The following is a 26,314-nucleotide window of genomic DNA, read 5'->3' on the forward strand; positions in this document are numbered from 1 at the left end:
CCAATATCAGCAACGGGCTAGAAGCCCGTTCCACAAGAAAATCTACTTTTTGTGGAACGGGCATCTTGCCCGTTCTTAAGAAGAGTGCAAAATATTGGTTTCAGCTAATTGATTAATTCCTAATAACCAGGCTCCTCCTCGTACTCAGGAGTCTTAGTCTTCTCAGGAATATTCACCCGAGGAGCCTGGTAAGGCTTCGGTGCCTCATCGTCAGCCCAAGCATCCGCCTCCACATCATCCTCGTACTCGTACTGCACCACCGGCTGCTTCGGGCGAGAAATCTCAGGGCGAGTGTATTGCGGCTTCGCCTCGTACTCCTCCTCGTAATCGTCCTCCTCACCGCCCCAATTATCCTCTTCGTAATCGTCGTAATCGTCGCTTATTGGCTCAGGCTGCTGTGCCTGCACCGCGCGCATCGGCGGCTGGCGAACCGCAGGCCGATTCCACTCTAAATCCTCGTCCCAAGGAACTTCCTCAACCGCAGGCGCAGCTACCCGGCTCCGCATTTCCGGTGCAGGTATCCGCACCCCCGGGCCCAATTGATTTCCCGTAGCCACGGGTTTCGGATAATAACCTGCCTCGTCCTCTTCTCGTTCCCAAGGTGCTTGGCCCAAACCGACGCGCTCCAGCAAACCCACACTAAGCTGCCTGAGCCTTTCCTCGGAACCTTCAAACACAATCAAGCGATTCGGGCCGCTGCTGACAATTTCTTCAATCCCCAACTCGTAAGTGCTGAGAACTTGGTCGGGGATTTGGGGGATTCCCAGGGAAGCGATAATTATAGAAACTAACTTACCGTCTTCGGGATCGAACCTAAAGCCCCGCACCCTACCTAAAAGTTCGCCGGTTTCGGTAATAACTTCGCTGTTAATCAGAATGCTGTAGACTTCAACATCAACATCATCTTCGATCGCGCTCTCATCTTCCACCAACAGCACGTCGCCGATTTCGCTGACATTGTTGAGGAACATAAACCTCGGCATTCCAGCGACCGCGAATATATTATCACGCAGCCCGATCGCCACAACTTCCCGCCGATCGATGTCCACCCACAATTGACTAACCACCCCCAAGCGTTTACCTCTGTCGCGGGTGATGACTTGAGTGCCGAGAATATCTGAGCGTTGGCAAATTTGTTCTGATGTCATTCTAAGTTTAGTCCTGATTTATCATAAAAATGGGCCTAAAACCCCCGTGCTTCTAGCACGGCTTTGCTGTATGCTTGTAGTAGTGGAAAGGTAATCAACCACTCTAAAAACCTAGCTGTCAAAAGACAAAGCGCTGAACCTTGAAAATTGAATCTAAGCGGTTCTACTGCATTTTTCTAGACTCCACCTCGCAGTAGGTAAAAGATTCAGAGGAGCTAGACAAACAGCATTTGAAGCGAATTTGCTTCAAACTGAAACAGGACTTGCCTAAAAGCAAATAGGGTAGGGCATACCCGAATTAACTCTTGGGGAGAGTCCCACCTCTGGGCTAGAGACTTCAAGGAATCTAGTTTAAGTGGTCTCGGTGAGCCAAGAATCCTCGTACCTTCAGGTCGAGGAGTGTCAATAAGTACATATATCACTCAACACTAGCGTTAACAGAAACTCCGGGACTACAACTTCAGTCAGTCGATTTTAGATTTTAGATTTTAGATTTTAGATTTACTCCACAGAGGAATGTGGGAGCTGGAACTAGGGTCTAAAATTTTGATCTATCCACGACTGTTGTCGGCGGCTTGTACCCGTTTTTGGGTAGGGTCATCAACAGACACTCCGGGACTACAACTTCAGTCCTATGACTTGAGTATAAGCTCCCCGTGCTTGAGTAACACCAATTGTACGCTCAGCCGATTGAATCATAGGTCGCCGCAAACTCACAACAATAAACTGGGCTTGTTCAGACTGTCGTTTTATCATTCTAGCTAATCGCTCCACATTTGCCCCATCCAGAAACATATCCACTTCATCAAAAGCGTAAAACGTAGACGGGCGGTAGCGTTGCAGCGCAAAAATAAAACTCAGCGCCGTCAGCGACTTTTCGCCTCCAGACATGGAAGCCAGCCGCTGTACGGGTTTGCCCTTCGGGTGAGCCACCAAATTCAAGCCACTGCTGAAGGGGTCTTCCTGGTCATCTAGCTGGAGATAGCCATCGCCTTCGGAAAGTTCCGCAAAGATAGTCTGGAAGTTCTCGTTAACCGCGTCGAAAGCTTCTTTAAAAGCGCGCCGCCTGAGTGTGGTAAAATTTTCGATTCTCAACAGCAGTTCAGTGCGTTCTCCTTCCAATGTCGTCAATTTTTGACTCAATTCTTGAAGGCGTTCTTGAGTGCGGTTGTACTCTTCCAAGGCTAGCATATTGACTGGTTCTAAAGCTTGAATGCGTTTGGCGATCGCCTTTACTTCTTGCTGCAATTCCGTCAAATTGGCTTTCTCGACATTTTCCGGAATCGACGGCACGGGGTCGGGCATTTCCGCCCGCTGCGTTTCCAATAGAGTGCGGATGGCGGCCAATTGTTCCCGGCGTTCTTGCTGGGTTTCGTGGAGTTTTTGCAACTGCCATTGTAACTGCTGTTTGGCTAAATGCTGTTCTCGCAATTGAGATTCCGCCCGATCGCGATCTCCCTTCTGCACGCCCAATTTTTCCTCAATTTCCCCCAAAGCCGCCTTAGCTTCTGCAATTTGCCGATCGAGTTCTAACTGCTGCGAAACAATGCGATCGAGTACATCCGCCCCCGCGTTTTGCTGCACTTGCCATTCCTGCAACTTCTCGCTGCCTTCCTTAATTTTGTCTTCCAAACGCCCGAATTGATTTTCCAAGTCTACAAGGCGTTGCTGGACGTTTCTCAGAGCCAATTCTCGCTCTTGGAGCTGCGCTTCTAGAGCGCGCAAACTCGATTGCATTTGCTGCCATTCGCTGTGACTGTTCGACTCTTCCAACTGCGCCAAAGTTTGCCGGTACTGCTGCAATTGAGTTTCTTGTGCGGGCAATTCTCGTTCCAGCAACTGCAATCTCGATCGCGAATTAGTTAATTCCTGTGTATTTTTGGCAATTTGCGATCGCACTTGTTCCTGTTGCGCTTGCAAATTCTTAATTTCTGAATCCAACTGTTCCAAGCGCAACTGATTTTCGCGCAAATTTTGTTTCGCTTCCATCAATTCTTGGCTGCGAGTTTTGACTGCAACAGAAGCGCGATCGATCGCAATTTTGCACCGTTCCAAAATCCGCTCAATTTCCTCCAACCTTTCTTGCAAAGAGGCGATCGTCCGCGCTTCACTAGCAGCCTCACTCGCCTCAACCGTGCCAAAATGCAAGGTAGATCTATTAGTAGAACTTCCCCCAGTCATTGCCCCGCTAGTTTCCAAAATTTCCCCGTCCAAAGTGACAATCCGGTACTGTCCCAAATAGCGGCGCGCGTCGCTGAGGTTGCTAAACACAACCGTACTGCCAAAAACGTAAGCAAAAATTTCCTGATACCGCGAATCGCAATCAATCAAATTAACAGCCGCATCCACAAACCCAGCCGCGCGCCGCAAATTTTCATTCACCGAATACCTGCCGCCTCTAATCTTATTCAAAGGCAAAAACGTCATCCTTCCCGCCCGTTTTTGTTTCAACAATTCGATCGCAGCAGCAGCCACGCTGTCATCTTCCACCACCATATTTCCCATGCGCCCGCCCGCCGCAATTTCCAGCGCCAACTGATAGCGCGGTTCTACCCTGCCGAGTTGAGCCACCAAGCCGCAAACTCCGCCAATTCCGCTTTGCGCGACAATTTTTGCAGTAAACGTTCCCGTCGCTTCTTGCAGTGCTTGAAACTGCACTTCTAGTTTGTCTAATTTGCGCTGTCTTTCCCGCTGTTCTTCCAACAAACGAGTTTGAGTTTCCTGTTGCAGTTGCAATTCTTGTTCGGCTTCGACTAAAATCTGATTCAGCGATTCTACTTGCAAAGATGCCACGCCTTTGGTTTCCACAAGGCGAGATTGCTGCTCTTTTTTCGCTGCAATTTCCTGTTCCAATACTTGCAGCGATTGGTTTTGTTCTTGAATTTGACTTTGCAGGCGATCGGCTCTTTCGCCAATGGTAGCTTGTTCTGTACGCTGCGGTTCCAAAGTTTGTTGAATTGTCTCGATTTGGCGGTGCAGTTCCGTTTGCTGCTGTACCCAAACTTCCGCCGTCGAGGCGATCGCATTGGCAACTTCCCGACTTTCATCTAAACTTTGCTGGGCTGCATCCCGCTGTTCCTGCAAACTCCCCTGCTGAGACTTAACATAAGATATTTCAATCTCAATTTGCTCCAAACTTTGCCGGAATTGGCGAACTTCTTCCTCGGTTTGTGCTATGTTAGCCGCCATTTGCCCAGCAGTTGTTTCCAAATCCTGTTTGCGGTTTTGCAGTTGCCGCCGTTCCGCTTCCTGAGTCGCAATCGTCGCTTGCAAAGCCAACAATTCCGACTCTCCCAAAGCTTTAACGCGGGCATTCAGCGCGTCAAGTTCGGCGGTTGCTTCTTGAATTTGGGTGCTAATTGCTTGCAGTTGTTCCGTGAGAGATGCAGAAGTGCGATCACCCGCTTCGATTTGTTCTCGCAGCTTCCATTCTTGCTGCTGCAATTGCCGGAATTTCAGCACAATTTCCCATTGCGACTTTTCTTGAAATTCCGCCCGCAATTTTTGATATTTTTCCGCTTTTGTGCGATCGGAAGCAAGTCTATCGCGCTGAGACATCAGCTCTTTTTCTACAATGCTGCTGCGTTCTTCCACCTCCTTAACTTCATCCAACTTCTGCCTTGCTAAAGAGATTTTGCGATCGAACTGAGCCACCCCAGCCAATTCATCAATGATTTCTCTGCGTTCCTTAGAATTCATCGAAATAATGCTGGTAACGTCTCCTTGCAGGACGACGTTATAGCCTTCGGGATAAATTCGCAAGCGGTTGAGTTGTTCGTGAAGTTGAGTCAGCGTGCAAGGTTGGCCGTTAATGTAATAAGTTGAAGTGTAAGTACCTTGGCGAGTTACCCGAAGTTTGCGCGTTACACTCCACTCATCCGATTTTGGATTTTGGATTTTGGATTTTTTATTAGTAGCGAGTAGTTGTCCGTTGTTGTCTTGAGTTGCTGCGATTTCAATCTCTTCTACATCTTCAACAGATAACTCATCCGATTTTCGATTTTCGATTTTCGATTTTCGATTGACAGGAGATGATTGGCCGTTGTTGTCTTGAGTTTCGGCAGTTTCTATCCCTTCGGCTTCTGCAACAGATAGAGGCGATTCTTGATTGACAGAAGATGATTGGCCGTTGTTGTCTTGAGTTTCGGCAATTTCTATGCTTTCGACTTCCTCTGCTTCAACAGATAACTCTTCCGATTTTCGATTTTCGATTTTGGATTTTCGATTGGCAGATGATTGTCCGTTGTTGTCTTGAGTTTCGGCAGTTTCTATCCCTTCGACTTCCTCTGCTTCAACAGATAACTCATCGGCTGCATTTTCATCCTCATCTTCATCCCGCGCGAACCATTCCTCTCCCACATCTTCCAGGGCAAAAGTCGCAGTCACGCTAGCTTCGATCGTACCGCGTTTGTTTTGGGCGCTGTTCACCAAATCCGGCAAACGTTCAGCCCGCATTCCCTTAGAACTCGAAAGTCCGAGACAAAACAGCAAAGCGTCGAGGATGTTGGACTTCCCAGAACCGTTGGGCCCGGAAACCACAGTAAAACCGGGCAGCACGGGAATGGCCGTCGTGCCGCCAAAAGATTTAAAGTTAGTCAGTTCGATCCGTTTAATGTGAACCATATGCTAGGAGTAGCTTTGGCTCTAGGTTGTTGTCACAAAAAATACTCGGTAAGTGGGAAACTCCGAGACTTTAGTCCTGAGAGGAAAACGACCAGGCGATTTCAATCGCCTTGAATCCCCTCGCGGGGCAGAGGGGTATGGTTGCCCCTCCCGTGAGGATATGGTTGTCCTCAATCTCCCATTTCTGGGGTAAAGTTAGCTTCGCCAATGTTATGGAGGCTTGTTAGGCTGGCAGCACTGTCTCAGTGACTTTAAGACTGTTTAACTACTAGCGACAGGGCAGGGGACTAGCTTCGCATCCCAGGGTGTCATGACCTAAATAACGTAGCCTGTTAAGGCTTAGGCTGGTCAGTACAGCTTGTTTGATTTCTCTTACAAGCTCAGTGGCTTTAGCCCTGAGTTACTGACAGGGTAGCACAGGCAATGGGGCGATCGACAATGTGTTAACTTTCTGGCATTGTCGATCGAACCGATATCTTACACCTTTTTCAACAACCCAGCCGGCTTTTACTTAAAAAGTTCGTTGACAAACGTACAAGATTTGTGATCAAAGCGACCGCTACAAATAAACGTAAATTTTGATACAGATAACTTCAGGAGACTCGATCGGCATTATTTGTGCTATTAAACCTGAAAGCCTTGTCCCTAGTGAATTCCAGCAAATATAATTGTGGGAATTCCTCATGTTACCCCTAGACATATAAAAACTTTCCGGTAAAATCGAACCAAAATTAATAATGTATAAAGTAACGAAGCGAATTATGGAGGGCAAACCCATTACACCAGCTCAGAACTCATCTAACCTGTCAGCTTCACCTGAAAGCGACCAACAAGTATTGCAAATTTGGGGTCGCCAGCCCCTTAAAGGACATATCAAAATCAGCGGCGCCAAAAACTCGGCCTTAGTCGTCATGGCAGGAGCCCTGCTATGCCCAGAGGATTGCCGTCTCCGCAACGTTCCCGGTCTAGTCGATGTCGCCCGCATGGGGCAAATTCTCTCGGCTGTAGGAGTCAAATTACAGCAGCACGGGGACGTTTTAGACATCAACGCCAGCAGCCTCATAGACGCTCAAGCCCCCTACGAATTAGTCAGCCAACTGCGGGCGAGCTTCTTCATCATCGGCCCACTGCTAGCACGTTTGGGATTTGCAAAAGTGCCCTTGCCCGGTGGGTGCGCCATCGGTGCGCGACCCGTGGAACTCCACGTTCGCGGTCTGCAAGCCCTCGGTGCCGAAGTCCACATCGACCACGGCACGGTTCACGCTTACGTCAAAGGGCCGAACCGCCGCCTGAAAGGAGCCAAAATTTATTTGGACTACCCCAGCGTCGGCGCAACTGAAACTTTGATGATGGCGGCGACTCTGGCTGAAGGAGAAACCGTGATTGAAAATGCGGCTCAAGAGCCGGAAGTCGCAGATTTGGCGAATTTCTGCCGCGCAATGGGAGCAAAAATTCAAGGCGCTGGCACGAATACGATCGTCATTTCGGGAGTTCCCAAGCTGCACGCGGTAGACTATTCAATTATTCCCGATCGCATTGAAGCCGGAACATTTTTAGTAGCCGGAGCCATCACTCACTCGGAAATCAGTTTGTCGCCGGTAATTCCCGACCACCTGACCGCAGTCATTGCCAAATTGCAGACAATGGGGGCGAAAATTATTGCAGAATCCCCCGACATTTTGCGGATAGTTCCCGGCCAAACTCACTCCGCCACAGACATCGAAACTCTGCCTTATCCCGGTTTCCCCACAGATATGCAAGCTCAGTTTATGGCTTTGCTGACGCTGAGCGAAGGCGACAGCTTGATCAAAGAAACCGTGTTTGAGAATCGCTTGCGCCACGTAGCAGAGCTCAACCGCATGGGCGCCGACATTCGCCTTAAAGGCAATGTAGCGATTGTGCGCGGAGTGTCGCGGCTGTCGGGTGCGCCGGTAGTCGCAACAGATTTGCGGGCTTCGGCGGCGTTAGTGTTAGCGGGACTTGCAGCCGATGGTGTCACCACCATCAGCAGCTTGCAGCACTTAGACCGCGGCTACGAGCAGTTAGAGGTGAAACTGCAAAAATTGGGAGCTAAGTTGCGACGGGTCAAAGAGGGTACAGACCCGGCGACTGCTGAGGCTCCTGTCAATCCCGTGCGATCGGGTTTAAACTGTTAATTAGTCATTAGTCATTAGTCAGCAGTCATTAGTCATTAGGAAGAAGGAAAAAGGAAGAAAGAAAAATAATTCAACCTTTTTCCATTCCCGCTTCCCAATTGCCAATTCCCACTTTCCAATGACCAATGACTAATGACCAATGACTAATGACTCAGGATTAAAATGTCGAACATACCGCTCATCGGTTTAAAAGCAGACCAGTTTCGCCACCCGCTAGACTTGGAAGCCACCAGCACTCTCAAACAACTGCCCGGTCTGGATTTGATCGTGCGGCAGTTGCTGGGACAACTTGGCGAACAGTTTTTTATGCTGGAAAATCTGGCTTCCAGCGTCCAAGTCGGCGAAAATCAATTGCCCCACCTGCATCAATTGCTGTTGGATGCCTGCAAAACTCTGGATTTGGAAGTGCCGCAGCTTTATGTCCGCCAGCATCCGATGCCAAATGCTTACACCTTTGCGATGCGGGGAAAACAGCCTTTTGTGGTGATGCACACTTCTCTGATTGATTTGCTCACAGATGAGGAAGTTAAGGCAGTAATTGCTCACGAGTTGGGGCATTTGAAGTGCGAGCACGGAGTTTACCTGACTCTGGCTAATTTAATTGTGTTGGCCGCCGGCCAAATTTCGCCTGTGGGAACCGTGCTGGCGCAGGGTTTGCAGGCGCAAATGTTGGAATGGTTGCGGTGTGCGGAATTTACGTGCGATCGCGCCGCCTTGCTCGCCACCCAAGACCCAAGAGTGGTAGCATCGGTGCTGATGAAACTGGCCGGAGGTTCGCCGACTTTAGCTCCGAAACTGAATGTAGATGCGTTTTTGGCGCAGGCGCGGGCCTACGACGACCTCAGCACCACTCAACTCGGAGATATGCTCAAACAAGCTCAGACGGCTCAGTTGTCCCATCCTGTACCAGTATTGCGCGCCAGAGAGATCGATCGCTGGGCAAGTTCAAAAGATTATGAATCTTTGCTTGCAAGAAATCGATCGGTGTGTTATGATGGTGAAACCCAAAAGGGCGGGTGGCGAAATTGGTAGACGCATCAGACTCAAAATCTGACACCGAAAGGTATGAGAGTTCGATTCTCTCCCCGCCCACTGCTAGAAAAGCTTAATAAATCTAGGGTTCCAGATGATAAGTCTGGAACCCTAATTTATATTGGGAATCGGGCATCGGGCATCGGGCATCGGGCATCGGGCATCGGGCATCGGGCATCGGGAATTGCGAATTGGTAACTAATGACAACAGTCAACAGTCAACCGTTAACCGTCAACAGTCAAGAGATTTTATGGGTGAAATCGCCGCTTTAGGGGCTGCATTTGTCTGGGCTCTATCTTCCACAATCTGGCAGCGAGTGGGACAGCAAATCCCCGCAGTCGTGCTAAACTTGCTCAAAGGTGCGATCGCCCTTTTCATGCTCCTTGCCACTGTACTAATTTTAGGCAAACCCTTACCCGCAATCAACCCTAATATTTTAGCAATGCTGCTCATCAGCGGCGGCCTAGGAATTGGCATCGGAGACACCGCTTTCTTTATCGTATTAAAATATTTAGGCGCGAGGCGAACGCTGCTTTTAGAAACCCTATCTCCCCCTTTAACAGCTTTATTGGGCTTAATATTTTTGCAAGAAAAGTTATCGGCCATTGCTTGTACTGGCATTCTTTTAACAATCTGCGGCGTAGCGTGGGTAATTGCCGAACGAACAGCCGAAACAACCTTATCATCAAAACATCTTTGGCAGGGATTAGGTATTAGTTTACTAGGACAAACAAGCCACGCCGCTGGAGCAATTTTATCCCGCGCCGCCTTCACTCAAATAGATATTGATCCCCTGTGGACAGCCGCCTTGCGTTTGAGCGGCGGCATGGCAGTCATGCTATGCTTTTTGAACCCAAAAAAACTTGATAGTTTCAAACAATTAAAAGCGCCAAAACTATTAGGTGCAATTATTCTAGCAGCTTTTTTAGGAACCTATCTGGGAATTTTTTTGCAACAGATTTCGCTGAAATATGCACCTGCAGCAATCGCTCAAGCACTCAGTTCTACCAGTCCCCTGTTTATACTGCCTTTAGCGGTGCTGGCGGGCGAAAAAGTGAGCATTCGGGCTGTTTTGGGGGTAGTTGGTGCGATCGGCGGAATCGCCTTATTATTGGGTTTGAAGTGATTAGATTTGATATCAATTCCGGTGCCACCGGAATGATTGTTGACTGTTGACTGTTGACGGGCGGGTCTAAAAACTGAATGGTTGAGTGTTAACTGTTGACACTAATAGGCACGGCGTCGTCTCGAAAGCAGTGGGTAATATTAATTCCGATGCTACCGGATTTGATATCACAACTCCGACAAGTGGAAACAACACTCTACGGAGAGATTGAGAAGCAAATTGCAAACGCTCACCAGAAGGAAGAGGAAGTGATTTATGCTTCTCATACTTGGGTAAAATAATTGGCAGAAGTACATTGCCGAATGTCCAGAAGTCCCCACAGTTGACCAAGGCGAAACCATAGAATAAGCGATCGCCAATCTTAAACAAGCTACAAAACTCTATCTCGAACAATGTCCATTATTAGAGCCCCGACTTCTTAAAGAAGCCGGGGCTCTAGCTACTCTTACAAATTGCAACTCATATCCCCAGATAATTGACTGAAACGCGCATTTTCCCGATAGTCTACCGGACAGTCAATCACACAAGGGACATCTTGAGCAAGGGCTTCTTTCAGAATCGGAATGAAATCCGTTGCAGATTCTACTCGATAGCCTTTTAAACCCATACTTTCCGCAAATTTCACAAAGTCGGGATTCCCAAATTTGACGAAATCGGAATGACCAAAATAATCTTGCTGCTTCCATTCAATTAACCCGTAACCGCCATCATTAAATATCAGCGTCACAAAATTAGTACCGACTCGCAAAGCAGTTTCTAACTCTTGGCAATTCATCATAAAACCGCCGTCGCCGGTGGCTGCTATTACTTTGCGATCGGGATAAACGAGTTTTGCAGCTACCGCACCCGGAATCGCAATTCCCATCGCCGCAAAGCCGTTGGAAATCAAACAGGTATTCGGACGATCGCAATGATAGTGCCGCGCGATCCACATTTTGTGAGCTCCCACATCAGATATAAGAATATCTTCCGGGCCCAGGACTTGCCGCAAATCGTAAATGAGTTTTTGTGGCTTGATCGGGAAACCGTCGTCGGCTGCATATTGTTCGTACCCAGCCCGAATATCCGCCCGCAATTGCTTAGCAAAAGGGTCTACTTTCTCCATGCGATCGGCACGCTGCAAAATTTCATTGAGAGAATCAGAAATATCCCCCACAACTTCTATAAGAGGAATATAACTGCTGTCAATTTCTGCTGGCAGAGCTCCAATATGAATAATCGGAATTTTTCCTTCTGGATTCCACTTTTTCGGGGAATATTCAATCAAATCGTAGCCAACAGCAATCACTAAATCCGTTTCTTCAAAAGCACAGCTAATGTAATCACGTTTTTGCAAGCCCGTTGTCCACAGTGCCAAAGGATGAGTGTAAGGAATTACCCCTTTGCCCATGAAAGTATTAGCTACAGGAATATTCAATCGAGTAGCAAATTGTGTCAAAGCATCGCTGGCGTTAGCGCGGATCGCGCCGTTTCCTACTAAAAGCAGTGGACTTTTTGCCTTGGAAATTGCCACAGCGGCTTTATTCAAGCTTTGGTAAGCGCCAAAAGTTTTTTCGCGGTTGTCTTTGGTGAGCGGCTGTCCTTCAGCAGGCATGGCTGCGATGTTTTCAGGTAAGTCAATGTGAACTGCTCCCGGCTTTTCACTTTGAGCTACTTTAAATGCTTTGCGGACAATTTCTGCCGTCGTGCTGGGGCGAACAATTTGAGCATTCCACTTAGTAACTGGTGCAAACATGGCGACCAAATCTAAATATTGGTGCGATTCTATGTGCATTCTGTCTGTGCCGACTTGTCCGGTAATTGCTATTAAAGGAGCGCCGTCTAAGTTGGCGTCAGCAACTCCTGTCATTAAGTTAGTTGCGCCAGGGCCCAAGGTGGACAAGCAAACGCCGGCTTTGCCTGTGAGACGACCGTAAACGTCTGCCATGAATGCGGCGCCTTGTTCGTGGCGAGTAGTAATAAATTTAATTGAAGAGTTTCTCAGGGCTTCTAGAACTTCTAAATTTTCTTCTCCGGGAAGTCCGAAGACGTATTCGACGCCTTCATTTTCTAAACATTTTACCAATAGTTGAGCTGTGTTCATTTCCGTTTTTCTCCTCGGTTAATGGGGGTTTTGGGTCTTTCTGTTTCAACCGATCGCCAAAATACTAAATGGGAATTTTTAACCGCAGGTAAACGCAGATAAACGCAGACTTATGTAGATTTGTGCGATCGGTTGATAGAGTGGGAGCTTATTTCACCCACACTGTTTTTATGTTAACAAATTCGTGCATTCCTTGGATGCTCAATTCGCGTCCGTAACCGGAGCGTTTGATGCCGCCAAAGGGCAATCTGGGGTCGGATTTTACTAAGCCGTTGATGAATACGGCGCCTGCTTCTAGTTCGGAAATAAACCGATCGCTCTCTTCTCTTACTGTAGTCCAAGCTGACGCACCCAAGCCAAAAGATGTGCTGTTTGCCAGTTCGATCGCCTCATCGATGCCTGCAACCCGGAATACTAAAGCTACGGGCCCGAAAAATTCTTCTTGACGGGCAGAGGCATTCGGCGGAATATCTGCCAAAATAGTTGGCAAGTAGAAATTGCCGCCATTCTCTGACAATGCCCGGCCGCCTGTCAGAAGTTTTGCTCCCGATTGGATGCAAGTTTGCACTTGATTGTCCAAGTCTTTGAGGATTGCGGGAGTAGCTAAAGGGCCGATATCAGTTTCGGGCAACATCGGATCGCCTACTTTTAATTGCTCGATTTTTTCGACAAATCCTTTGATGAATTCGTCGGCGATATCTTCTGCTAAAATAAAGCGTTTGGCGGCGATGCAAGATTGACCGTTATTCAGCATCCGCGATGTCACAGCAGTTGATAAAGCTGCTGCTAAATCGGCGCTGGACATCACAATAAATGGGTCGCTTCCTCCTAATTCCAGTACAACTTTTTTCAAGTTTTTGCCCGCATTTGCTGCCAAACTTTCACCCGCTGGTTCGCTACCGGTGAGGGTTGCTGCTTTTATGCGATCGTCCCCAACGATATCGGCTACTTTGTCGGCGCCGACTAACAAAGTTTGAAAAACTCCTTCGGGAAAGCCAGCTTCCCTGAAAATTTCCTCTATTTTCAAAGCGCACTGAGGCACGTTGGAAGCGTGTTTGAGCAAGCCGACATTGCCCGCCATCAGTGCTGGCGCCGCAAACCGAAAAACTTGCCAAAATGGGAAATTCCACGGCATAACGGCTAAAATAGCCCCTAGTGGTTGGTAGCGGACAAAGCTGCTGCTAGCGTCAGTGGTTGCCGGTACGTCTGTCATAAATTGAGCAGCATTTTTGGCGTAATACCGACAAACTAAGGCGCATTTTTCGACTTCGCCGATCGCAGATTTGAGCGTTTTACCCATTTCCAGGGTCATCATTTCAGCGTAAATTTCGCGATCGCGTTCCAAGATGTCTGCTGCTTTCTGCATCCACAGAGCTCTCTGCTCAAACGGCAGTTGGCGGTATTTTTTAAAAGCTTGCTGTGCTAATTCCAGCTTAGCTTCTATTGCCTCATCCGCGATCGGCTCGAAAGTTTTCAGCGTTTCTCCCGTTGCCGGGTTGATAGTAGCAATAGCCATTGTTTCATCTCCTGTGTGAAAAACACAAAACTCCCTTCTAGTTTTCAGCCTAGGCAGGGAGTTGTATCAAGGTATTACAAAAATGGGATTTACCAGCCACGTTTTCAGGTCTTGTCAATTTGCAAGTGCCGCGATTTTTTTTAAATTCCTAGATTTTAATTATACTGCAGATTATCGAGCGCAAATCTTAAGAAAATTCCCATCTTAAACTGATGTTTGGCAAGAAAAACCTTGGCAGAAGGGCGATCGGGGCTTGCTGCTGCAATCGGCCTCACCTGACACGCATCAAGCACATCGAGCCTGCAAGCCCTCCAAAAATATTGTTCTGTTCGGCTACACAATAAGGGAGCGATCGCAAAGAGCGCGATCGAATATTTTGCAGGCGACACACGATCGATTACTGTCTTAGAAGGAGGCGGAGGGCGGTTGATCGCCAATTTACATTACCAGACGTGATTGCAGAAGTCATCAAACTACTACCAGCAGCAAAAGTGGCAACAGACCCTTGGATGGGATTGTTTGCTAAGCGGTCTGAGCTAATTTATGAGATACTGGCAGAATCTTTGAGAAATCGGGCCGCACCTCACCAATGCCTCGACCATCGTATTCCAGATCGGGGTTCTTGGCAGCGAGAGGTTGCTGCTTGGGAAGAACAGCAAAATTTGGAAGAAATATGAAAAGTCGAATTTTAGTTCTAGCTGCTTTAGTCGCCTCCCTTGGGTTAGCGCTACCCAGCAAGGCCACCAGCATCAACGAACAAAGCAACGAACAGAGTCTAGAAACAAAGCTGTTAGCTCAGTCGAGTTGGGTTTCAATTAAACCTGGAGAGTATTTTCAATTCGAGATGCCGGGGACACCCCAAGACTCGGCACCGGGACAGCCTAGAGTCAGACAGCGCAAATTCGAGTGGAAAGATAGCAATTCTCTTTTTCGAGTTACTTATATAGATTACGGCGTCGGTGGCATTCCCCAGAATAATTTCGATCGAGAAGTATCCAACATTCTCAAGTCATTGAATAAAACTTATTTATTAGAGCGGGGACAAAATATGCCGCTGGACGGGTACCCCGGACGAGAATTCCGGGAGGCTTCACCAAAAGGAGTGTTCGTTCTCAGGTTGTACGCTAACGTCAACATACTTTATATACTTCGGGCTGAATCTAGCGAGGAGAATGCGAATCGGTTTGTCAATTCATTCAAGTTTTGTCAGTGGAGTCATTGCGGTAACGTGCCTTAAATCAATTTGTACCCCTTTCTTTCCTTAAGCGAGCCGTATTGAGGTGGGTCTCTTGCGGATGTAAGCGATCGCTACTTCAGGCGAATCAATGTACTACTCTCCTCTGGGAATCGCCTGCTGTTCCGAGCGGAGAGAGTCATTTTATTTCACTGATATTTTAGCCATTTCCGGGCCGTTCGCTGGTGCTACTTTTAAGGCTAATGTTCCTAATTATATCATAATAATTTTAAATATTTCTGCTCGATCGTAAACTCTTCCATTTAATACCGTTTACTTTTGTATTTGAATGATTAAAACCGCAGAGACGCAGAGAACGCAGAGGAAGAAAAGAGAGGGATTTGATATAACTCCCAAAGATTCGGGTAGCTAACCCGAAGGTCAACTACCCGAATCTAATGCTATTCCCCTCCCTCAAACAGACTTTTCCTGGACGTAATCCTGCACGTAAGACTGATAGTAATACCTGCTGCCTTTATCGTTATTCGCCACCATTCCCAACAGCGGAATTCCCGCCATTTTTAAATCTTCAAAAGCCAACACCAGCGCCTCCCGCTGAGTTTGATGCAGCCCTACTACCAGCATCAATCCGTTAGTGTGAGCCGCCAACAAATTCGCATCCGCCAAACCTAAAAGCGGCGCAGTATCGTAAATAACTAAGTCAAAATGACTTGACAAAGCTGCCATTAAATGCTGCATTTTTCGGGAAGAAAGCACCTTTGTGGGATCGAGAGGAACCGGGCCGGAAGTTAACACAAACAAATTTTCATCGCGGGGCGATCGCAAAATCACCTGTTGCACATCCACATCATCAGCAATCACATTGTGCAGGCCTTGCCAATTCGGTAAACCCAGCATTTCGTGTACCTGCGGGCGCCGTAAATCCCCATCCACCAACAGCACTTGCTGCCCCATTGCAGCCGCCGCCCGCGCCAGATTTACTGCTACGGTAGACTTGCCATCACCTACTTGACAAGAAGTAATTACGCAAGAATTAATTGGAGTATCAACGTTTAGTAAGCGAATATTCGCATTGAGCGATCGAAAAGCTTCTTGAAAAGCATCCGTCGGCATCGGCGAAATTGCCACATCCACCGGGCTTGTCTCAGCAGGAGGAAGTCTCAAAATTTTATCGCTAGCAGGAATTACCCCCAACAAAGGCAGGCGAATCGACTGTTTGACATCCTCTGGAGTTTGGAACACCGTTTTATTTTTAAACCGTTCCGCCAACTGCGCCGCCAGCATACCAAACAGCAAACCAGCCACTCCCCCCAAAGCCAAATTCAAAGGCATAATCGGAGCAACAGCCATCAACTCGCCATTTTTGTAACGCGGAATTTCCGGCTTAGCAATAACTTCCCAAGCCACCTCTTTTTTGCCCACAGCTTCAAGCTGCAAAGCTTGCTGTTTTGCCAGCAAACCATTCAGCGTATTGTTAGTCAAATCCAACTCGCGCTGCAAATCGGAATAGCGCCGCAAAATCACCGGGAATTTTTGAGAGTATTGATTCAACTGCTTAGCAGCTTGCTCCAAAACTTGATTCCGCACGCCCAGCACCTGAATTAAATTAGCAGTACCGATAAACTGCTCGATTAACTTAATCCGCACCGGATCTTGAAAAGTCAGCACTTGCGAATTTACCTTAGCCAAATCAGTTCCCAGAACCTGTTGGGCTTCTTTCTTCAACAAAGGAATCAGGTTTTTGCGCTGTTCTCGCAACAATTGCATTTGCGGAGTTTCGTCTGTAAACGTAGCCGAGTTAATCGCAATTTGCCCTTCTAATTGCTGCAATTGAGTCAGCATCCCTTGATAGCGGGGAGCTTGACTCAGAGCCGAGGCCATCAGCGCTTGCTTCTGGTTCAGTCCGAGCTGATTTTGCAGATTGGAATAGAGCAATCTCTGCTGATTGAGCTGCGTTTGCGCGTCCAATCTTTGCGCTTGAAGTTGGGTGATTTGCTGCGAAAGCTGTTGGGTTTGAATTTGCGGATCGATGAAATTGTACTGCTGCCGCAATTTTTGAATTTCTGTTTGCAGAGCTTGTTGGCGCTTTCGCTGGTTGGGAATTTGCGATTTCACAAAATCCAGAGTCTGACTAATTTGACTTGTGGTATCTTGCACGCTGTAGTTGCGGTAGCCTAGCGCAACTTTTTCCAAAACAAACTGAATTTTTTTCGGATCGTAATCCCGATATCTAACTTCGATAATCTTGGTATTTTTGAAGCGATTAATTGACAGCCTAGTTTCCTGAGAAAACGGCAAATTATCTGCTTTTTGGTTCAAGAGGTAGTTGTAATTTATTTCGGGATACTTAGCCTGCAACTGTTTAATAATCGGCGACATTACTTGCGGGCTTTGCAAAACTTGAATTTGGGATTCGTAGTCAAAACCCGCATTTTCTGTCGTCGCGGCGCCCGCTGGTTGCAGTTTCAGCTCACCGGAGTAGATTTTTGCTAAAGTATTTTGCGTAACTGCGGGTTCTACTAATAATTGAAAGCGCCCTTCGTACTCGCTTTTTTGATTCAGCGTCCAGGCGAAAACTCCGGTAGTCACTGCCGCTGCTACGCCGATGACTAAGATGGAGCGACTGCGGCAAACTTCCCAAAAACTTAACTCTTCTGCCTCGGTTTTGTTTCTGCCTAAAAATTGATCTTCTTCATAAAGCCCAGAAGACAGTTTTTGCAGATTAGCGGCTTTTTTATGATTAAACAGTGCTACTTGAGATTGTTTCCCTGGTTTCATTGGATTTCTACAACTTATTAGTTTAAACGTCTGTATTGGTAGCGGAGTTTCCGGAAATCGGTTGATTCCTAAATATTTCATTACCAAACCGCAATTTTTTATAGAAAGCGGGTTTCTGAGGTCTTAATGCGAGTCTATTCAACTCACCGAAAAATATCGAACAATCGAAATATTCCTAACAGGGGGCTGAGAGGAGCGAGAGTCCCGCCTACATTATCCGAGAACGTAGCGCGACCCGATCGCCTTACCATAATTACATCATTATTTTGCAGTTTGGGATTAGTTTCTTCATTGGCCGTTGCGGAAAAATTAACCTTAACATTTAGCTGGGAAACGGTGCCGTTAGGATTGAGGCGAATTAAATTCACCGAATCCATTTCGGCCCGCGCTTTATTAAAACCTCCCGCTGCTACCAGCGCTTGATTTAAAGTAGTGTTGGGCAGCACCGCAATCGCTCCCGGTTTCACGACTTCTCCTACAATGTTCACCCTAATCGTATCCGGTGAAAAATTAGAATTAGCAACTTGTTCGTCTTGGGTTGCATCGAGATTTTCGGCTTTGGGAACGATTACCGTATCTCCCTGTTGCAGCGCTAAATCTTGGGATACATCTCCCCCTTCCAAAAGTTGCCACAAATTCACATTAATAATTTGTTCGGTACCCGCCCGCGTCAGGCGGCGAACTTGTATTTGTCTGATATCAGCTACCGGCGTAATGCCGCCCGCCATTTTAATTGCCCTCGTTACCGTTTGCTGCAAAACATTTTCCCCGCCGTTGGTTTCGCTAGCAGCAAACAAACCAGAATTTTCACCCATTTCATTCTCTTGTACCCTACTTTGAGCCTCTTTTGCCAAAGTATAAGTACCGGGGCGAGTTACTTCGCCCACCACAGCAATATTAATGGGTTGAGTGCTTTGTCCGGTAATGTTAGCTACTGCTAAAGTCGGTGCTTCTTGGCGGTTGAGGCTAGTTACAGTGGGAATAAATATAGTATCGCCGTCGCGCAAAGTCATATCGGCCCGCAAATCGCCGTTTTGCAATAATTCCCACAAATCCACACTAATAATTTGTTCCGCTGCGTTGCGCTGGGGGCGGCGGATTTTGATTTGCCGCACGTCTGCTGACTGGGTAATTCCACCGGCCATTCGCAGAGCCCGCGATATCGTTGGCATTTGAGTTCCCATTTGCTCTGCTGTGCCTCCGGGGCCTGCTGCTGAAGATATTGTATAGGCTCCGGGGCGGTTGATTTCGCCCGCGATCGCAATTTGCAAAGGACGTGCCGCCAGCAGTTTCAGGGTAATCCAAGGACGTTTGAGGTATTTGCCGTATTTGTCTTTAACAGCATTAGAAGCTTGTTCTAGAGTCATCCCGTACACCGAAACGCTGCCAATTAACGGCAAATTCAGGGAACCGTCTGCCTGTACTTGGTGTTGACCGTTGGGGCCGCTGTATTCCGGGACGTTGAAGATGTCCATTTGAATACGATCGCCCGCGCCTAAAGTGTAAACTTCCGATCGTACACTTGAAGGTTCAGTTGCCGGCAATCCCGGCAATCCCGGCACTGCCGGTACTGGTACAGGAACAGGAGATCCCGCATCAGCAGGAGGAGGAGGAGGAGGCATAAACTGGGCCGCCGCAGGAGATGAACCCACCGCCGCCAGCACTGACACTGTTAAACTTTGAATCATTAAACTTTTGACAGCATTGCTTGCCCAATAACTTAGCTTGCAGCTTTTGCTGGAAACCTCTGCCTGGGCCCCTTTCCTTGCAGGAAATGGGAGAAATTCTTCACCCTCCCTATCCGCGAAGGGGACACAAGGGTGAGATTTTTTCTCAAGTTGCACGCCGTGCGAATAACTTTTCACCACCATCGCTTTTTGCCCCTATCCTCATCCAACCCCGCCAACTTCAAATGTAACCCAACTGTTCTAACTTGGTCAGAACTTTTTTAACACTCTCTTCCACACTTTCTCGCTCTGTGTAACAAATAATCTCAGGATTAAGCGGTTCTTCATAAGGATCGTCAATTCCCGTAAAACCCTTAATTTCTCCTGCTCTCGCCTTAGCGTATAACCCCTTGACATCGCGACCTTCGCACACTTCTAACGGCGCTGTGATATATACTTCAACAAAATTGGGCTCCATTGCTCTAATTTCGTCGCGAATTGCTCTGTATGGGCTAATAGCTGCGGTCATTACGGCTACTCCATTGCGGCTCAGCAGGTGAGCTACAAATCCAATCCGCCGAATATTAGTATCTCTGTCTTCTTGGCTAAATCCCAAACCTTTTGACAAGTTGGTGCGAACGACATCTCCATCCAATATTTCCACTTTGCAACCTCTTGCCTTCAATTCAGGTTCGAGGGCTTTGGTGATAGTTGTCTTGCCGGAACCGCTCAGCCCGGTGAACCACAAAATAAAACCTTTTTCCATTTTCAATTGCTTGGTTAGTAGTGAGTAGTGGGGAAATTACGCGACGTATGACTTTAGTGTCCCGGTTCCCCATTTTCTGATTCTTTTTGATTTGAGATGCGATCTGACTTTCACAATAACTAATTTTTTTATTAACCGCAGAGGACGCAGAGGACACAGAGGCAGAGGGAAGAGGATAAAGAGGTAATTTTAAAATCCGTAGGGTGCGCCGTGTGTGTACCCTTACATTCAATGGGCGATCGCCAACGCCGAACATCTATCCTCTGGGTGCTTGTGGTCGCACCTTACATGATGAATGAGCCTCTTGCAATCTAAAATCTAAAATCTAAAATCTAAAATCCTATTCCCCATGTCCCCAACCTTAAAAGCAGATGTTTTGGTCGTCGGTGGCGGCACTGGCGGCACCGCTGCTGCTGTGCAAGCAGCCCGCCGAGGTGCCAAAACAATTTTAGTAAGCGAATTCCCCTGGCTGGGAGGAATGCTGACTTCTGCTGGCGTTTCGGCCCCCGATGGCAATGAATTAGCAGCTTTTCAAACCGGTTTGTGGGGCGCGTTTTTGCGGGAACTCCAGCAGCGACAGCCGGGAGGTTTGGATTGGGGCTGGGTAAGTTTTTTTACTTACGATCCCCGCACAGGTGCTGAAATTTTCGCTGATTGGGTTAAATGTTTGCCGAACTTACAGTGGATTTGTGGACAAAAAGCTCAAGATGTGCTATGGGAAGAATCTCGCATTTCTGGCGTTCGGTTTGCAGATTTTACGGTTTCGGCCAAAATCACTTTAGATGCAACGGAATTGGGAGATTTGCTGGCTTTAGCCGATGTTGGACACCGCTGGGGTTGGGAATTCCAAGCCGAGTGGGGAGAACCCAGCGCGCCGGCTGCCTCTAATGCTCTCACACAGAGGTATTCGGTGCAAGCTCCGACTTGGGTGGCAATCTTGCAGGATTTTGGTAAAGGTGCAGCCGGGCCAGAAATTCCCGCGCCGCCTATTGACAATCCCGATCGATTTATCGGTGCTTGGGACGGTTACACTCCCGAACAATTTCTCAATTACGGCAGGCTTCCGGGTGGATTGTTGATGATTAATTGGCCGATTCGAGGTAATGATTATGGTGAAGGAGTCGATCGACTAATTGCATCGGAAGCATCTCGACAAGAATTCCTGCAAGAAAGTCTCTGGCATACTCAAAGTTTCGCCCGCTTCATTCAAACGCAACTCGGCCGCCGCTACGGCCTAGCACAGAATATTTTCCCCATTTCAACGATCGACAATCAACAAAATTCTTCCCTTCTTTCTTCCTTTGCCTTACATCCTTACTACCGAGAAAGTCGGCGCTTGCGAGGGATAAGTACAGTCAAAGAACAAGATATTTTGCCGATTGTCGGTGGCAGAGTCGCGAAGTTGCCGATAAATTCTGAGGGCATTTGTGAAACAATTGCGATCGGCAACTACGCCAATGACCACCACTACACCAGTGGCGACATTCCCTTGCAGCCAAAATCTCTCCGCTGGGGCGGCCGCTGGACGGGAACTCCGTTTACCATTCCTTACAGCGCGCTAATTCCTGCGAGTACAGACGGTTTGCTAGTCTGCGAAAAAAATATTTCCGTCTCTCACATCGCCAACGGTGCAACTCGCTTGCAACCGACGGTAATGAATATTGGACAGGCGGCGGGGATGGCGGCGGCTTTGTGCGCGGAATCTGGATGTCAGCCGCGGGAGTTGCCGGTGAGAGTTTTGCAGGAAGCTTTGCTGCAAGATTCCGAGGCTAGTGCGGCGGTTATTCCTTTATTTAATTTGACACGGGGGCGATCGGATTGGCTGGATTGGCAACGCTATTATCTCGATCGACCCCAAGCATATCCCGCCAGCGGCGAATGTCAGGAGTCAGTAGAGAAACAAAGCCGTCAAACAGCAAATACCCAAAGCCAATTTTCGGGCATTTTCCGTCGCCTCGGCGAACAAGACTGGACACTAACGCTGACAAGCCCTGCATCCTTAGCCGGTCAAACTTGGCAACTCGTGACTTTGGACTCGGAAACCGACAGATTTTTACACAATTGCGAAACCGAAAAGCCTCTGACAGTATGGGGCAGGCTGAATTCGGCAGGTGCTTGGCTGCTGGCGGGCTCAGTAGAATTGAAGGGGTAAGGTTTTTTGCAGAGATCCGAAAAATTCACAGAAATTTATCCTGATCGATCGGGGAGAGTCCGTATCAGTTAATAGACAATGACACGGATACTAACCCCATGCAAACTTACACACCAATTGCTTTACAGAGTCTTTTGGGCGTTACTTTGAGCGCCACTGTCGTTCGAGCCTTTGAATCCCTCGTCGGACTGCTGGAAGTTGCCACCGCTTCATACATTTTATCCGCCCAAACCGAACAAAGGGGCGATCGTTCTCCTGAAAGAGGCAGCGGACGCCGAGAGTTCAGTGAGCCTAATCTTTACACTCATCAACTACAAGCATTTTAATGACATTGGACGAAAGCGATTTCCGTTATTGAGTTAGTTTCTGCCGCCCGTGTCGAGCGCTCAATCTGATTTCCTGGGATGCTAGTTTTTCAGGTTTCCAAGGCCACTGCATTTCTTGTTTACAGTCATTAGGCTCTTCTTTTATGTGAGTGATGATAGCATATAAACCTTAAACCGCCATCTATTGAGAGATTGAATCTCGTATTTGGCGGTTTTGTATATTATTGCAACCTTCTGGGTAGTGCAATTAGGATTTTTTTTTTCCTGAAGCCAGAGATTTTATTTATTCCATTTTACATCGACTTCTGACAGCTCTCATAGATCAGATGCTACGCATCTAAAGTGTCTGTTGCTTGGGGAGAGGTAGAGGGTGAGAAAGGGAGAGGGAAAGATAATTTTCCGCTTTTTATACAAGGATTTTAGGAGACAATTTAAATGCGAGATAGCTTAACTTAAGCCTGATTCCTTCTTCCTTTTTCCTTCTGATTCTTCCTTCTGATTCCTGATTCCTGATTCTATAGTTTGATAATTTCAGGGAAATTAATCCTGATCAGCCTGGGTAATGTCGTATCTCTAAATAGATACTGATACAAATACTACCCATGAAAACCTACACAGCAATTGCTTTACTGAGCCTGTTGGGCATTACCTTGAGTGCCAGCGCCGCTCAAGCTTTTGAATCTTCACTCCCCATTGTCGAAACTGCCACCGCCCAATATATGTTGTCAGTCCAAACTCAACAAAGGGGCAATCGCCCTGCTGAGAGGGGCAGACGCAGAAATTTTACTGAGCCTACAGTTTACACTCATCCGCTACAAGATTTCTAATGACACTGGACGCAAGTGATGACTACAACTGAGTTGCTTCGGGCCGTTCATTCGATCGCTCGATCGGATTTTCTGGAATTCTAGTGTTTCAGGTTAAGCGACAACTGCACTTTTTGTGGACAGTTCTGAGGAGATTCTTTTTTTTGTGATATGATAGCATATAAACGGGAAACCGCCATGTACCTAGAGAGAGATTCTAGTATGTGGCGGTTTTGTATTGAAAACGCTTCAATTAAACAGGAACTAACCACAGGCCTCTGAGCATCTGGGTTTTTCAACCGATATCCCTCGCCCTCCACGCCTGATTGTGGCATGGCACAATTTGAGGAGGATTCTTGTGGGGTGTCCCGCCTGCTGTGAAAATACAGCGGACGGGCTACGAGATCCCATCCCACAAAACCATCAAAATCTTCCCGCAATTATGCAACAGGCTTATTTTAGTCGATCGAACCGGGTTTGGGCATCCATGACTCTTCCAGAATTAGGGGCTCGGAGTCGCCTCAAATTCCTGGCATCGCAACAGTTATTTACCTTCTCCCCCCCACAGGTAGGGTTTAATTTTCAACCGCTGCACTATAATTAACTTGCGATAACTAACTTATATATAGGTAAACTGTCAGCGCAGAGGGTGCAGCAATCTACTTAAATTGGCCACCAATAAGAACCACTTATGCGGTGTGGATAGCCTTTAAGCCCATGCCCCTGTTACCTCAGGGAAATTAACTAACCTGAATATTAGGGTAGCTGGCAAGCTTTCCGGCGACAGTCGGCTATGCTTGATTCGGCGCTCTCGCAATAATTTAATGGAGGATGACAAAATGCCTCCTAATTTGGCTATTTCGGGGATAGTGATGAAAAATGACTCTTTGGATCTGGTCAAAAGCCTCAGCCCTAGTGCAATGGATCAGATCATGCTATATCTGGCGTTTAGCGCCATGAGAACCAGTGGGCACAGGCACGGGGCGTTTCTAGACGCGGCCGCAACGGCGGCTAAGTGTGCCATTTATATGACTTATATGGAGCAGGACAACAACCTGCGGATGACCGGACATTTGCATCACATTGAGCCTAAACGGGTGAAGGTGATTGTTGAAGAAGTCCGGGAAGCTCTGACTCAGGGAAAATTGCTGAAAATGTTGGGTTCCCAAGAACCTAGATATTTGATTCAGTTTCCTTATGTCTGGCTGGAACAGTATGGTTGGATGCCGGGACGCCCTCGCATTCCGGGAAACAATTTGACTGTAGATGAAAAAAAATATCTCGAAGGCAAGATTCCTCCGAATCCGCCGGATGCTCAACTGATCAATTCTTTTCAGTTTATGGAGTTGATCGAGTTTCTGCACAGGCGATCGCAAGAAGATATGTCTCCAGAAAGGCGAATGCCTTTGAGCGAAGCTCTAGCAGAACACATTAAGCGACGCTTGATCTATTCTGGGACAGTAACTCGCATTGATTCTCCTTGGGGAATGCCGTTTTATGCCCTCACCCGCGCTACTTACTCTCCCGCAGAGCAGGAAGAGCGGACATTTACTATGGTGGAGGATACGGCTAGATATTTCCGGCTGATGAAGGATTGGGCGGAAAAACAACCGAAGGTGATGCGAATTATGGAGACTTTGGATATTCCGCCGGAACGGCTCGACCAAGCCCTTGAAGAATTAGATGAAATTATTCGCAATTGGGCCGATCGCTATCACAAGCGGGGCGAACCGACGATGATTTTACAAATGGTTTTTGGCCCGCAAGACGACGCTTAGTTGGATTAACTATTAATCATTAGTCATGAGTTGATTGCTTGAGACTAATGATTAATAGCTAATAGCCCTGGACGGCGCAACCGGCTTTTTTTCTTCCAAAAATACTGCGTTATATCATGTCCGATCGAGTGACCGCGATTAAAAGGGCGGGTTTTTGAGATTGTAAATTATTGGCAGATATTTTTCGTGAACCCGCCCCTACCGTATTAGGGGTAATCGACCGGACATAATATTAATCGTTTGAATTATCGTAAAAAACCAGGTTGATTGGGTCGCGAATGCGTCCAGGATTAACTAAGTTAAAAAAGCTCTCCAGGTCGCCGCTAAAATAATCGCTGCGATCGCTCCTATGAGTGTATTAAAAAAATTTACCACCTCGTTCGTCAGCCACTCAAACTTTGATTGCACCGTCGCCCCAATCACACTCTCGATGTTCGTGGCAATAAAAGCTGCAATTACACAAAAAACAATTCCTGTCAAGTCAATTAAACCGACGGCCCAACTCAAAAGTGCAATCAAAATTGAGCCGACAATACCCGCGATCGTTCCTTCCAAACTTACGGCCCCTTCCGTACCCCTAGGTACAGGCTGCAAGCTAGTAATCAAAAAAGTCCGCTTTCCGTAAGCTTTGCCGATTTCGCTAGCGCAGGTATCGGAAAGTTTGGTGCAAAAACTCGCCGCGTAACCCAGAAATAAGAGGGAAATAGCATCTTGTGGCACAGGCATCTTGCCTGTCTCTCCTAAAACAGCCATCTTTGCTGTCTCTCCTAAAACAGACATCTTGCCTGTCTCTGCTAAAATAGATAACGCCAAAACTCCCAGAGCACAAAAAGTAGCGGTTAAAGCCGAACCCCAGACATTTTCTGGGCCTCTGGCGCCTGAACGCTTTTCGGCTATGCCTTCTGCTTCTTTTTGGGCTTTGCCGATGCGGGTAACTCCCGATCCGACAAGAAAGTAAAACATCACGACAGCATAGCCTTGCCATCCCAAACAGCCCCAGATGAGGACGCCCAATACCCAGCCGTGAAATTGGCCTGCGGGAGTGAGCAATTTTTTAGGAGCTATGGTGGCGATCGTGAGTAAAAATGTATTTAGGGCGATCGCCACCAACCAAGGATTAGACCAAGATAAATAATTAAAGAACAATTCTGAATTCTGCAT

19 protein-coding genes and 1 tRNA gene are annotated in these 26,314 nt (G+C 47.5%); 12 read left to right on the top strand and 8 right to left on the bottom strand.

The window, feature by feature from the left end:
- Window positions 1-119: 119 nt before the first annotated feature.
- A complete protein-coding gene (locus tag QT992_RS05875) occupies window positions 120-1,148 on the bottom strand; it encodes a PRC-barrel domain-containing protein (RefSeq protein WP_333313569.1) in 1,029 nt (342 codons plus the stop codon).
- Window positions 1,149-1,766: 618 nt separating this feature from the next.
- Window positions 1,767-5,771: a chromosome segregation protein SMC gene (gene smc / locus QT992_RS05880; RefSeq protein WP_333334927.1), complete on the bottom strand. Its 4,005-nt coding sequence runs from the start codon at window positions 5,769-5,771 to the stop codon at window positions 1,767-1,769.
- Between the two features lie 737 nt (window positions 5,772-6,508).
- Between smc and murA the strand changes: the two genes are divergently transcribed.
- From murA to QT992_RS05910, 6 genes are all read left to right on the top strand, one after another.
- The gene (gene murA / locus QT992_RS05885; RefSeq protein ID WP_333313572.1) at window positions 6,509-7,927 is read left to right on the top strand and encodes a UDP-N-acetylglucosamine 1-carboxyvinyltransferase; all 1,419 of its coding nucleotides are present in this window, start codon (window positions 6,509-6,511) and stop codon (window positions 7,925-7,927) included.
- Window positions 7,928-8,089: 162 nt separating this feature from the next.
- Window positions 8,090-8,959, top strand: a complete 870-nt coding sequence (locus QT992_RS05890) for a M48 family metallopeptidase (RefSeq protein WP_333313573.1) — start codon at window positions 8,090-8,092, stop codon at window positions 8,957-8,959.
- Window positions 8,938-9,019 (top strand) — tRNA-Leu (locus tag QT992_RS05895). Before QT992_RS05890 ends, QT992_RS05895 begins: the two co-directional genes overlap by 22 nt.
- Window positions 8,993-9,157: a hypothetical protein gene (locus QT992_RS05900; protein WP_333313575.1), complete on the top strand. Its 165-nt coding sequence runs from the start codon at window positions 8,993-8,995 to the stop codon at window positions 9,155-9,157. The genes QT992_RS05895 and QT992_RS05900 overlap by 27 nt, the downstream gene beginning before the upstream one ends.
- Window positions 9,158-9,210: 53 nt before the next feature.
- Window positions 9,211-10,086, top strand: a complete 876-nt coding sequence (locus QT992_RS05905; protein WP_445251088.1) for a DMT family transporter — start codon at window positions 9,211-9,213, stop codon at window positions 10,084-10,086.
- 95 nt (window positions 10,087-10,181) lie between these two features.
- Window positions 10,182-10,367: a hypothetical protein gene (locus tag QT992_RS05910; RefSeq protein WP_333376713.1), complete on the top strand. Its 186-nt coding sequence runs from the start codon at window positions 10,182-10,184 to the stop codon at window positions 10,365-10,367.
- Between the two features lie 164 nt (window positions 10,368-10,531).
- On the opposite strand, the gene QT992_RS05915 is transcribed toward QT992_RS05910, so the two are convergent.
- Together QT992_RS05915 and QT992_RS05920 are read right to left on the bottom strand one after the other, a co-directional pair.
- Entirely contained in the window at window positions 10,532-12,169 is a 1,638-nt protein-coding gene (locus tag QT992_RS05915) for an acetolactate synthase large subunit (RefSeq protein WP_333200086.1), read from the bottom strand.
- Between the two features lie 148 nt (window positions 12,170-12,317).
- On the bottom strand, window positions 12,318-13,685 hold the full coding sequence (locus QT992_RS05920) for an NAD-dependent succinate-semialdehyde dehydrogenase (RefSeq protein WP_333376714.1): 1,368 nt from the start codon (window positions 13,683-13,685) through the stop codon (window positions 12,318-12,320).
- 452 nt (window positions 13,686-14,137) lie between these two features.
- Here QT992_RS05920 and QT992_RS05925 point away from each other — a divergent pair, with 452 nt between their 5' ends.
- Both QT992_RS05925 and QT992_RS05930 read left to right on the top strand, forming a co-directional pair.
- The gene (locus QT992_RS05925) at window positions 14,138-14,362 is read left to right on the top strand and encodes a hypothetical protein (RefSeq protein ID WP_333313581.1); all 225 of its coding nucleotides are present in this window, start codon (window positions 14,138-14,140) and stop codon (window positions 14,360-14,362) included.
- Window positions 14,359-14,922: a hypothetical protein gene (locus QT992_RS05930; RefSeq protein WP_333313582.1), complete on the top strand. Its 564-nt coding sequence runs from the start codon at window positions 14,359-14,361 to the stop codon at window positions 14,920-14,922. Before QT992_RS05925 ends, QT992_RS05930 begins: the two co-directional genes overlap by 4 nt.
- 411 nt (window positions 14,923-15,333) lie before the next feature.
- On the opposite strand, the gene QT992_RS05935 is transcribed toward QT992_RS05930, so the two are convergent.
- The 3 genes from QT992_RS05935 to cysC all read right to left on the bottom strand — a co-directional run bounded on the left by QT992_RS05935 (window position 15,334) and on the right by cysC (window position 20,091).
- Window positions 15,334-17,658, bottom strand: coding sequence for a polysaccharide biosynthesis tyrosine autokinase (locus QT992_RS05935; protein ID WP_333313583.1), 2,325 nt, complete (start codon window positions 17,656-17,658; stop codon window positions 15,334-15,336).
- Window positions 17,659-17,801: 143 nt separating this feature from the next.
- Complete coding sequence (locus tag QT992_RS05940) at window positions 17,802-19,529, bottom strand: SLBB domain-containing protein (RefSeq protein WP_333313584.1); 1,728 nt, start codon at window positions 19,527-19,529, stop codon at window positions 17,802-17,804.
- 37 nt (window positions 19,530-19,566) lie between these two features.
- Window positions 19,567-20,091 carry an adenylyl-sulfate kinase gene (gene cysC, locus QT992_RS05945; protein ID WP_333224077.1) on the bottom strand — a complete coding sequence of 175 codons (525 nt, stop codon included), beginning with the start codon at window positions 20,089-20,091 and terminating at the stop codon, window positions 19,567-19,569.
- A gap of 349 nt (window positions 20,092-20,440) precedes the next feature.
- Here cysC and QT992_RS05950 point away from each other — a divergent pair, with 349 nt between their 5' ends.
- The 4 genes from QT992_RS05950 (at window position 20,441) to hetR (ending at window position 25,153) form a co-directional block, all read left to right on the top strand.
- Complete coding sequence (locus QT992_RS05950) at window positions 20,441-22,243, top strand: FAD-dependent oxidoreductase (protein ID WP_333334937.1); 1,803 nt, start codon at window positions 20,441-20,443, stop codon at window positions 22,241-22,243.
- 98 nt (window positions 22,244-22,341) lie between these two features.
- Entirely contained in the window at window positions 22,342-22,569 is a 228-nt protein-coding gene (gene patX / locus QT992_RS05955; RefSeq protein WP_333142683.1) for a heterocyst-inhibiting protein PatX, read from the top strand.
- A 602-nt stretch (window positions 22,570-23,171) separates the two neighbouring features.
- Complete coding sequence (locus tag QT992_RS05960) at window positions 23,172-23,396, top strand: hypothetical protein (RefSeq protein ID WP_333313589.1); 225 nt, start codon at window positions 23,172-23,174, stop codon at window positions 23,394-23,396.
- An 851-nt stretch (window positions 23,397-24,247) separates the two neighbouring features.
- On the top strand, window positions 24,248-25,153 hold the full coding sequence (gene hetR, locus QT992_RS05965; RefSeq protein ID WP_333034952.1) for a heterocyst differentiation master regulator HetR: 906 nt from the start codon (window positions 24,248-24,250) through the stop codon (window positions 25,151-25,153).
- A 294-nt stretch (window positions 25,154-25,447) separates the two neighbouring features.
- Here the strand turns inward: hetR and QT992_RS05970 are convergent, their stop codons facing one another.
- On the bottom strand, window positions 25,448-26,314 hold the full coding sequence (locus tag QT992_RS05970; protein ID WP_333334941.1) for a TIGR00297 family protein: 867 nt from the start codon (window positions 26,312-26,314) through the stop codon (window positions 25,448-25,450).

It is taken from the genome of Microcoleus sp. T3_D1 (assembly GCF_036700405.1).
Classification (GTDB): Bacteria; Cyanobacteriota; Cyanobacteriia; order Cyanobacteriales; family Microcoleaceae; genus Microcoleus.